This window comes from Cupriavidus sp. KB_39 (assembly GCF_052114485.1).
Lineage (GTDB): Bacteria > Pseudomonadota > Gammaproteobacteria > Burkholderiales > Burkholderiaceae > Cupriavidus.
The window spans coordinates 1-8,016 of sequence record NZ_JBFREV010000072.1 but is presented as its reverse complement, the minus strand read 5'-3'; the positions used below and the strand labels follow the sequence as shown (position 1 = coordinate 8,016).

The window sequence follows — 8,016 nt, the reverse complement described above, 5'->3', positions numbered from 1 at the left end:
GTGCAGCACGTGCGCCTGCTCTTCTTCACAGCGTTTCGGAATGTCGGTGCCGGCCGCGCGCAGGGCATACGCGATGGGCGTGGTGGTGTAGAGCATCAAACCGAAGACATCGAGCAGCGCGTCGGTAGGCTCGGTCGGGTAGGGCAGCGTGCCCGGCGCAATCTCCGCAGAAATTGCGATGAATGGGGGCGTATTCTCCGCACGCGTGTCCCCGCCGGTATGCACGGGTAGCGGCGAGTGCTTCGGCTTCGCGGCCTGCTTCGCCCGGATCTGCTCGACCTTGGTCCAGACCCGTGCCAGTTCGATTTCGCCGGCTTCGTGCATGTCGAGCGACTGCGCCAGGCAGAGCGCGGCCAGCGTCACCATGACGCCACCGACCTCCTGATGCTTCTCGCCTCCCGGCCGGTCAAACACGTAATCGACGAGTTGGTGCGCCTCGCTGCGGGTGCAGCCGCATGCTTGGACGAGTTCCAGCGCTTCTTCCAGAAAGCGATGGTTGCGTTCTTCCGCATCGGCCGCAATCTCAGCGCCGAAGCACTCGAGCATCCATGGCATGACGCGCGCCTGGAACGTCTGCTGGGTTACCTCGTCGATGGCCCGGAGCAGCGCAGTGCGGTACTGAGCCGTGGTCTGGAAGGTGGCTGYGATAAAGTCGTCGRCAGCCCAATTGCGGAGGGTGGCGAGTTTCATCGAAACAGTCTCCCGTGGAGCTCGTCGAGCTTTTCCACTTCGTCGGCGGTGAGGTCGACGATGCGGCAGTGCTTGACCTTGTCTTTCAGATCACGGACGAAGCGAATCTCGTCCATACGGAGTTGGYGCGTGTCGACCAGGCCAACTAGGCGATCGATCATCGTCGCGGTGCTGACGATTCCCATCCGGGAAGCTCCTTTGTGAGGCCGCTGCATCCAGCGGTATTGGAAGAGGGCGCCGACAGCGATTGCGATCAGGTAGGCGGCGAACGTGAGGGCGGTGGCGGCGTGGTGCATGGTCAGTGCAGTCGAACGAGGACGGGCGCGCCATTGATCCAGCGGCCGGTGACCTTGAAGCCTTCGGCGCGGCGGGCGCGCACGTATTCCTCCCAGGTGATGTCGGGATTCATGACTGCCTCCAGATAGGAGTGGCGGTGGGCGTTTCGAGGTTGAAAGCTGCGTAGAGGCCGGAGAGGGCGATAACGCCTGCAGCGGTGGCGAACCAGAAGGCGATGGCGCGGAGGAGCTTCACGCGTAGACCCTCCGTTCTGCGCGCTGCTCTTCCTTGCGCTTCTTCAGCACGGCCTTATAGCTGGCCTTGGCTTCCTGCTTGGTCGGGGCCCAGTCACCTTTCAGGTCGCTGCCATAGCTCGACCACCGGTCGCCGCGGTACATGCGGTACTCACGCACGACCCGGCGATGTGGCCAGCCGCCGACCATCTCCGAGCGCTCTTCATAGTGCGTCTCGCAGATGCCAAGAAACTCGGCGAACGAACCGCCGGCGCAGCCGTCGGCGCGCAGGTATTCCTCGTAGCGCGTCATCTTCCTCGGCTCGGGCAGGGACGTGATTGCCAGCACGCGACCCGCTTCGGTCGTGTAGAACACGATCGAGTCGCCCGGAAGGAATCCGGGCCGGTGTCCACGGATCATCAGGCCGGCCGCCTCCAGTTGCTCCAGGTCGGCCATATCGTGATGGCCAGGGCTGGCGACGAAGTGATTGCGATACGGCTCGCGGTGGTGCTCATTGATGCCGAGCGTGTGCTGCAGCAGGCTGATTTGTGCGGGAGTCGCTGTCATGCTGCCCCTCCCGTAGCGCGCATGAACTCGCGGGCCCAGAGCTTGGCGTCGAACTTTTCGCGCAGCGCCTTCATGCTGCGGCCGATCGAGCAGGCCATGTGGGTATCTCCGTCCTCCACGGCGGAGATCTGCCCGTTGCGGTAGTCCAGGTACAGGGACACGGCCATCTGCAGTTCTTCCTTCGCGTAGAAGGCAGCGCTGGCACGGCTCAGATCTTGAACTCGGTGGAGGGCGACGGTCATGCGGCGCTCCGGGTAGCCCGCGCAATGACAGCTGCGCGCTCATGGAAGCGGGTGGTGCCTTCACCGTCGACACCATCGTGGGCGTTGCGCTCAGCCCAGACGGACTTTTGCAGCGTGGACATGATCTGCAGGCCGTTCTGGATGATCCGGTGGGCGTACTGCAGCTCGTTGAGCAACTCAGCGATGTCGTTGGTCAGCGCAGCCTGGCGCTGGGCAGCTTGGTCGGGCGTCATGGCTCAGTCCCTGCCCATGCGCACACAGAACAGCACCAGGGTGACCACGAGCCCCCAGACCATGATTCCGATAGGTACGAGCAGTTCCATCTCGTGTCTCCTGAATCGTTACTGCAGCAGGGCTGCGACCTTGTTAGCCGAGCGCGCGCACTCAGCCGTGCAGGCGACGTTGCCGCGGAGGTTGAACTTGTTGATTTGCTTGCTGGCCACGAGCTCAGTCATGGCGGTTGCCGTGAGTTGCTCGACGGTCATGAGGTCGCGCAGACTCTGGTTTTTCTTGTAGGGGACGCCGTTCGCGACGCAGACGTCCTTCTTGGTTCCGCCCAGAAGACCCTTGTAGATGGCGTTGGTGCAGTCGCCGTAACCGCGGCCCGTCACGCCGTGCTCGTTCAGGGTTGAGGTGAGCTTGCTGCGGGCGACCTTGCCCTGGACGCGCTTGGCCAGCCATTCCTGTTGTTGTGGCGTGGCGCGGTCGGCGATCTCATCGGCCAGCGTCACGTCGCCCACCTTAGCGCGGGCGTACACCTCATTGACCTGCATATGGAGCTGCGGGCTGAGGTACTTGGCGTAGGCAAGTGCAATCTGCCAGTGGGCGTAGGTGCCGCCACCCTTGCCGCGAGCGGCTTTGATAATGTGGGATGCGTCCACATTAAGAGCGCCGGCAACGGCTTGGATGAAGTCCCAGCCCGGGCCGCCTGAGATAGTGACGCGGCCGGTGGTGCCGGAGGCCTTCTCACGCGGCGGGCGCGACCATTCGCGAGCATCGGCCTTGCTGCTTGTCAGGTCTTGCGCAACTGCGGCCTGGAAGAGGTCGGTCAGGCTTACCAGCCCGTCCGTGTTCTGACGTACTTCGGTAGATCCAACAACGATGGCTTGCATAGCAACCCTCCCTGAATAACAACGATGATGTTATTCAGATTAAACAACGATGTTGTTTTCGTCAACAACATTTTTGTCTGCCAGGGTGCCTCGCCGTGCCGATGGACAACAAAAAACCCGCAAAGATGCGGGTTATAAGTGATGTTTAATCGACATCGGTATTCCGATGTCGCAGCAAAATCAATGGGTTAGGAGCTGCCGAGCAACTTTGGAAGGTGTGTTAGCGCCGTCTGGTCGCGTTCACCAAAGTAGGCTGTGGCACGCTTCGGTAGCCAATCGTCATGGAAGTGCTTCCGGAAGTCGGCGAGTAGTTCGTTAGGGTAGAGCCGTGCGGGCACAACCCTACCGTCCGTGTATCGGTGCATGTAACTTGGGAAGGTCGACGGGTCGATACCTTTTTCCTTCCGGAGCCAGTCGGAGAACATCCTCCCTTCTGAGATGTCAGGCACTAGACCCTCCGGCAACGTGCCCGGCAGATTCGAGCGGAGCGATAAGCGCGAATGTCAGCTCCGTCTGCCCCTCGCTGGTGGATCGGATTACCATCCATCTCGTGAGGGATGACAGGCAAGCTAAGTTGATTCATTTTTGCAACTCCTGTATTGCAAATAAGCTGCTTTCATATCCGCTTGCCTGATGTGCTACTTGATTTTATTGAGAATCAGTGTGTGCAAACAGAAAATAAATATTAAAATCGCGGCCCCAGCAGAGGAAAGACTATTTCCCGTCTGCTTTCCTCACAAGACGTACATCCAAAAGAGTTCGACTCTTCTTCTCCTGCTCCGTGGCCTCATCTATGTATGACATCTCGGAGTAGATGATCGTACAGAGCTTTCCGAAGCAAGTGGTGATTTGTGGTGCCAACTCTTTTGGAGCTGTGCCAGTTATCAATTCTGTTGGCGCATTAAATTCAAAGCGTCTGCGCCTTAGGCTTGCCCCCGTAAGGATGCCAGTTGCCTCCCGGGTTACAGGTTCGGAGTGGCTCAGTTGAGCAAGCCTGTTGGCAAGTGTTAGTAAACTTGGCCGATCTACGTTCCAAGTTCTAGTTTCGCCAGCAGGCGTGCGCCACTTTACCTTTGGTGTCGCCCCTGCTTCCAAGAGAATATTTATAAGATCTCTATATTTTCGGATGGCGAATGTGCCAACTCTCGCCGCTTGCTCTACCGGTTGATCATCATTTATTAACTCAAAAATAGCCTCAAGCGCGGCCGTAGCCAAACTGTGGCCTATAAGGTCTGGCTTTGTTTGGGCAACTAGCTTTATTCCAAACGATGACGGGTAGAATGCGGCTACCTCAAACTGACAGTGATTTATTATGTCGTTTGGAATGGCTCGGGTTTGTTTTGCGTACCGAATCGACTGTCCGATTCTCGAAAATAATTTTTGAAGCGTCCCAATAAGCTCCGCGACGACCATGGCGGGAGCCTTGTGGCCGTCATATCGAGAGCCATCCAGGGCGAATTCAATGGTTTCAGTCTCGCGCTGCGCGAGGATCGAGCCCAGCTCGGATTCCAGGGCGGCCAGTTCCCGTTCTAGGCCACTAAGGGAAAGCTGATACGCAAACAACTCACCGTCGTGTTCAATCAGGCGGCGCTGGGCAGCAATAGCTCTTTCAGCTGCCGTGATCTGGCGTTCGAGCCAGGCAACCCGACGTTCCGTATCTTGTGCATCCACGCCACTTTGCCAGGCTTGGATTTCAAGCGGGCTATGCGTCGCTGTCATCGCTTTCCTCGGCAGAAGTGTCAATTTCGACTTGGACGATCCCCTTGGGCGTCCCATCCCAATCTTTATCAAAGCGCCCAAGCCAATAGGCTCGGAGTTCTTCGAACTCGTCGACCAGGGGGTGATCGGGCGGACGGACGGGTACCAGATGGCTATCGCAACGACAGAGGGACGCAGTCTGCTTGCCGTCGAAATACGTCTTCAGCAAGGCTCGAATGGGATGCGACAGATCTTCCAGTTCATGTGCGTTTACAAACGTGACAAGGTCGATGTCGCCTGGCTGTGCCTGGTTTGTCACGAATGAGCCCCCAATCCACTGGCGCGCTCCGAGGCCCAGCAGTTGGATGGTCGCCACGACTTTTTCATACCCCGCATCAATCGACGGGCGGTCAGAGTACGGCCCAGCCAAAGGCGCAACGAAAGTGGAGCGGAAACTGCTCACCGAGTGAGCATGGAAGCCAGGAGGTAGGTACCCGTTTGCATCGAACACCGGCTTCCCCCGACTGATTAGGAAGCGCTCAACAGGCCGCGGATCAATTTCGCGATCATGGCGCCCTGTTCGGGATTCTCTTCGTACTTCTTGACCAACTCAGCGATCGCGATTCGAACTTCCTCGCTGGAGTCGCGATGTTCGTCATGCAGCACCTGCAAGAGAGCCTTGATTGTCTGCGGAGGGGGCTGGTTTGCGGCCTCCGTAGCGCCAAACAGCTCCTGAGCGCGGGCTGCCAGCCGAGGGCTGATCGCATCGAGCGCGACGCCGAGCGCCTTTGCGAAGCGGTAAGCCGCATCTAGGTTGAGCGGGGTGCGTGCGCCGAGATAGTTCTGGACGTTCCCCTGCGAGTTCCATCCACAAAGCTCTGCGAGCTTTTCCTGCGTGAGCGTCGGGTTCTTGGCGCGAGCTTCGGCAACGAGAGCCTTGAGCCTCTCGATGTCGTCCTTCTCGTGCGGGTCCAACTCCCGGCGCTTGGTGGTGTTCATGGAGCGCAATTCAACAGCAATGCTGTGTATTTGACAAACACCAACGTTGTTCATATCATCAGCAACAATGTTGTTAATTCGATCCCGAAATGACTCTTTCCGAATATCTGAAGAAGCATCAGCTGACGCAAAAGGCGTTCGGCGAGCGCCTTCATGTCTCTCAGGGCTTGGTCGGGTTTTGGGTGAAAGGGGAGATCACGGCGGAGCGCGCGATACAGGTCGAGCGCGCCACGTCGGGTGAAGTTCCACGCGAGCACTCGCGGCCGGACATCGAGTGGGAGGTCGTGAGGCCAATCGGCTGTCGACCCCACAACGAGCCCGCAGCGTCGCTGGGTTGAATGGGCTAGGGCAGGAAATTTCATGCCCTCATTTTTGCGCCCGGTTCAACTGTGGATTCAACCGTGGAACCGATGAAATTTTTCTATAAGGACAAGAACGATGCGGACAGCGAACCAGCTTGACTGCGGCCCCAGTACTGGCTTGCAGCCAGTCAGCGAGCAGCAATGGGGCGCGCAAGGCCCGTTTCTCTCGCCCCACCTGATCGCTGAGTGCAAGACGTTCCGTGATGCGTGCGCGCTCGCCTGGGAACACCGGCCGAACCGGGGGCTGACGAAGCAGATTCTTGCGGCCATGGCGGACCTGTACCCATCGCACTCGAGCGACTACTTCCACCGGGAAAAGAACAACGCGAACGGCAAGCCTCGTCGCGACCTCCCGGCGGAAAAGATCGCGGATGTGGAGCGTGTCCTTGGCAACCGGGCGATAAGCCAGTACCTGGCTCGCCGAGCGATGCTGACTCTGATGGAAGAAGTGATCGCAGCGAGGACTCATGGATGAAGGGGTGGCGCTGAGGATCGCCAGGAGTGCGGTCCGGCAGGCGATGAAGAAGCACGGAGACGATAAGGAACGCGCGATCCGAGAGCTGCAAGAGATGGCCAAACAGGATCCGCAACTTGAGAAGGCATTCACCGTCACGGGGCACCTCGACCTGAAGGCCGAGCAGTCGGTGAAGCACTAGGGGGAGTCAGGATGTACGAAGTCATGAGCCGCCAAGTGGTGCGCGACGAGGGCGCCGAGGCGTTCCGGCAAGGCCGAAAGGTGGAGCAGAACCCGTACATCATGGGCACCGATGCTCGCCTGGAGTGGACGTTTGGCTTCATGTCCGAGAAACACAAGCGGGCAAAGCCCCAGACATAGGGAGAGAGGGTATGCACACGCAAGTCGCGCACACCATCATCCGGACATACCGGGACATCAAGAAGGACGGCACGCTGAGCGCCAGGCAGCGCCAGATCATGGCGGTTGTCCGCCCGTTCCCGGCTGATTACTCGCTGCAGGAACTGGCGAAGCTGACCGGCCTGCCGATCAACGTGGTCAGCGGCCGTGTCAACGAGCTGCGCGAAGGAACCGGCGAGCTCGAGCGCGCGCCGGCCCGGGCCTGCAAGATCACCGGCCGGACAATCCGACCGGTGCGCCGGCCACATCCGCAGGGCGCGTTGTTTTGATGCAAGGCTCTGCGTTGGCTATCGTGAAAATCGCTCAGGGCGAAGGATTTCCATGTGGGAGGCTGGGCTCAGCGTCGATCCTGACGCGGATGAGGCCTACGAGCCGGTATGCAAGATCAACGTATTCCTTCGCTTGCTCTGCCGAAACCTTCACATCTCGCTCATGCACGACCAAGTTTCGCAAGTGCAGGAGCTCGCGATACAAATCGGCCTCGTTTTGTGTGAAGCCGGCTTGCTTGAGCATTGATGTAGAAGCGATTCGCGCTCGGGTCTGTGTGCCGGTCCGAAGCTCCACATATTCCTTGGCGAAGTGCTCCAGCTCTTTCCACGCTTCGACTATAGCGAACTCAGGATTATCTTTCGCTTCTTCGTATGTCGACGATGCTTCTTCGGACGGCGCTTGCGACGGCGGTAGGTTGTCCGCAATCTCGCTTGCAGCACGAATTTTGCGGTTTACCGTCGCCTCGAACCCACCCGCTTTGAATGTCTCGATGTTTAGGAGAACTGCTTTTAATTCGTCCTTAAACCATCCGACAAGTGCAAGGACGGTTATCGGCCATGCCCAAGCTTCAAACGTCTTCGTAACAAACGTCAGAAAGTCCACAGCGACCCCTCTTGGTTTTGGAATTTTGGCGAATCCTATCATGGGCTTAGTTCTTGTCTTCGCCAACGGCAAGGCCGTTCGCGTCAATCC

At 58.8% G+C, this 8,016-nt stretch carries 14 protein-coding genes and 1 pseudogene; 5 read left to right on the top strand and 10 right to left on the bottom strand.

Annotated features, from left to right (window positions below):
- From AB4Z27_RS27990 to AB4Z27_RS27950, 9 genes and pseudogenes are all read right to left on the bottom strand, one after another.
- Window positions 1-690, bottom strand: a pseudogene (locus AB4Z27_RS27990) (hypothetical protein); the annotation flags it as partial.
- Window positions 687-986: a hypothetical protein gene (locus tag AB4Z27_RS27985; protein WP_441645831.1), complete on the bottom strand. Its 300-nt coding sequence runs from the start codon at window positions 984-986 to the stop codon at window positions 687-689. The gene AB4Z27_RS27985 and the pseudogene AB4Z27_RS27990, both read right to left, overlap by 4 nt.
- A 231-nt stretch (window positions 987-1,217) precedes the next feature.
- Complete coding sequence (locus AB4Z27_RS27980; RefSeq protein WP_441645830.1) at window positions 1,218-1,766, bottom strand: hypothetical protein; 549 nt, start codon at window positions 1,764-1,766, stop codon at window positions 1,218-1,220.
- Window positions 1,763-2,008 (bottom strand): hypothetical protein, encoded by a 246-nt coding sequence (locus tag AB4Z27_RS27975; protein ID WP_441645829.1) that lies wholly within the window; start codon window positions 2,006-2,008, stop codon window positions 1,763-1,765. Before AB4Z27_RS27975 ends, AB4Z27_RS27980 begins: the two co-directional genes overlap by 4 nt.
- Window positions 2,005-2,241 carry a hypothetical protein gene (locus AB4Z27_RS27970; RefSeq protein ID WP_441645828.1) on the bottom strand — a complete coding sequence of 79 codons (237 nt, stop codon included), beginning with the start codon at window positions 2,239-2,241 and terminating at the stop codon, window positions 2,005-2,007. The genes AB4Z27_RS27975 and AB4Z27_RS27970 overlap by 4 nt, the downstream gene beginning before the upstream one ends.
- Window positions 2,242-2,349: 108 nt before the next feature.
- Window positions 2,350-3,120 (bottom strand): KilA-N domain-containing protein, encoded by a 771-nt coding sequence (locus tag AB4Z27_RS27965; protein ID WP_441645827.1) that lies wholly within the window; start codon window positions 3,118-3,120, stop codon window positions 2,350-2,352.
- A 714-nt stretch (window positions 3,121-3,834) separates the two neighbouring features.
- Window positions 3,835-4,839 carry a hypothetical protein gene (locus AB4Z27_RS27960; RefSeq protein WP_441645826.1) on the bottom strand — a complete coding sequence of 335 codons (1,005 nt, stop codon included), beginning with the start codon at window positions 4,837-4,839 and terminating at the stop codon, window positions 3,835-3,837.
- Complete coding sequence (locus AB4Z27_RS27955) at window positions 4,823-5,329, bottom strand: DUF6932 family protein (RefSeq protein ID WP_441645825.1); 507 nt, start codon at window positions 5,327-5,329, stop codon at window positions 4,823-4,825. Before AB4Z27_RS27955 ends, AB4Z27_RS27960 begins: the two co-directional genes overlap by 17 nt.
- A 17-nt stretch (window positions 5,330-5,346) precedes the next feature.
- Window positions 5,347-5,817 carry a helix-turn-helix domain-containing protein gene (locus AB4Z27_RS27950; protein ID WP_441645824.1) on the bottom strand — a complete coding sequence of 157 codons (471 nt, stop codon included), beginning with the start codon at window positions 5,815-5,817 and terminating at the stop codon, window positions 5,347-5,349.
- A gap of 89 nt (window positions 5,818-5,906) precedes the next feature.
- Between AB4Z27_RS27950 and AB4Z27_RS27945 the strand changes: the two genes are divergently transcribed.
- The 5 genes from AB4Z27_RS27945 to AB4Z27_RS27925 all read left to right on the top strand — a co-directional run bounded on the left by AB4Z27_RS27945 (window position 5,907) and on the right by AB4Z27_RS27925 (window position 7,322).
- Window positions 5,907-6,155, top strand: a complete 249-nt coding sequence (locus AB4Z27_RS27945; protein ID WP_441645823.1) for a transcriptional regulator — start codon at window positions 5,907-5,909, stop codon at window positions 6,153-6,155.
- A 100-nt stretch (window positions 6,156-6,255) separates the two neighbouring features.
- On the top strand, window positions 6,256-6,654 hold the full coding sequence (locus AB4Z27_RS27940; protein ID WP_441645822.1) for an XRE family transcriptional regulator: 399 nt from the start codon (window positions 6,256-6,258) through the stop codon (window positions 6,652-6,654).
- Window positions 6,647-6,835 (top strand): hypothetical protein, encoded by a 189-nt coding sequence (locus AB4Z27_RS27935; protein WP_441645821.1) that lies wholly within the window; start codon window positions 6,647-6,649, stop codon window positions 6,833-6,835. The genes AB4Z27_RS27940 and AB4Z27_RS27935 overlap by 8 nt, the downstream gene beginning before the upstream one ends.
- A gap of 23 nt (window positions 6,836-6,858) precedes the next feature.
- The gene (locus tag AB4Z27_RS27930; RefSeq protein WP_441645820.1) at window positions 6,859-7,014 is read left to right on the top strand and encodes a hypothetical protein; all 156 of its coding nucleotides are present in this window, start codon (window positions 6,859-6,861) and stop codon (window positions 7,012-7,014) included.
- Between the two features lie 11 nt (window positions 7,015-7,025).
- A complete protein-coding gene (locus AB4Z27_RS27925; protein ID WP_441645819.1) occupies window positions 7,026-7,322 on the top strand; it encodes a hypothetical protein in 297 nt (98 codons plus the stop codon).
- 34 nt (window positions 7,323-7,356) lie between these two features.
- Here the strand turns inward: AB4Z27_RS27925 and AB4Z27_RS27920 are convergent.
- Window positions 7,357-8,016, bottom strand: a 660-nt coding sequence (locus AB4Z27_RS27920) for a hypothetical protein (protein ID WP_441645818.1), incomplete at its 5' end; no start/stop codon positions are given.

Excerpts from the sequence above, each read along its gene's own strand:
- AB4Z27_RS27980 (WP_441645830.1), bottom strand. The coding sequence starts at position 1,766 with ATGACAGCGACTCCCGCACAAATCAGCCTGCTGCAGCACACGCTCGGC.
- AB4Z27_RS27975 (WP_441645829.1), bottom strand. The coding sequence starts at position 2,008 with ATGACCGTCGCCCTCCACCGAGTTCAAGATCTGAGCCGTGCCAGCGCT.
- AB4Z27_RS27970 (WP_441645828.1), bottom strand. The coding sequence starts at position 2,241 with ATGACGCCCGACCAAGCTGCCCAGCGCCAGGCTGCGCTGACCAACGAC.
- AB4Z27_RS27965 (WP_441645827.1), bottom strand. The coding sequence starts at position 3,120 with ATGCAAGCCATCGTTGTTGGATCTACCGAAGTACGTCAGAACACGGAC.
- AB4Z27_RS27960 (WP_441645826.1), bottom strand. The coding sequence starts at position 4,839 with ATGACAGCGACGCATAGCCCGCTTGAAATCCAAGCCTGGCAAAGTGGC.
- AB4Z27_RS27950 (WP_441645824.1), bottom strand. The coding sequence starts at position 5,817 with ATGAACACCACCAAGCGCCGGGAGTTGGACCCGCACGAGAAGGACGAC.
- AB4Z27_RS27945 (WP_441645823.1), top strand. The coding sequence starts at position 5,907 with ATGACTCTTTCCGAATATCTGAAGAAGCATCAGCTGACGCAAAAGGCG.
- AB4Z27_RS27940 (WP_441645822.1), top strand. The coding sequence starts at position 6,256 with ATGCGGACAGCGAACCAGCTTGACTGCGGCCCCAGTACTGGCTTGCAG.
- AB4Z27_RS27935 (WP_441645821.1), top strand. The coding sequence starts at position 6,647 with ATGGATGAAGGGGTGGCGCTGAGGATCGCCAGGAGTGCGGTCCGGCAG.
- AB4Z27_RS27930 (WP_441645820.1), top strand. The coding sequence starts at position 6,859 with ATGAGCCGCCAAGTGGTGCGCGACGAGGGCGCCGAGGCGTTCCGGCAA.
- AB4Z27_RS27925 (WP_441645819.1), top strand. The coding sequence starts at position 7,026 with ATGCACACGCAAGTCGCGCACACCATCATCCGGACATACCGGGACATC.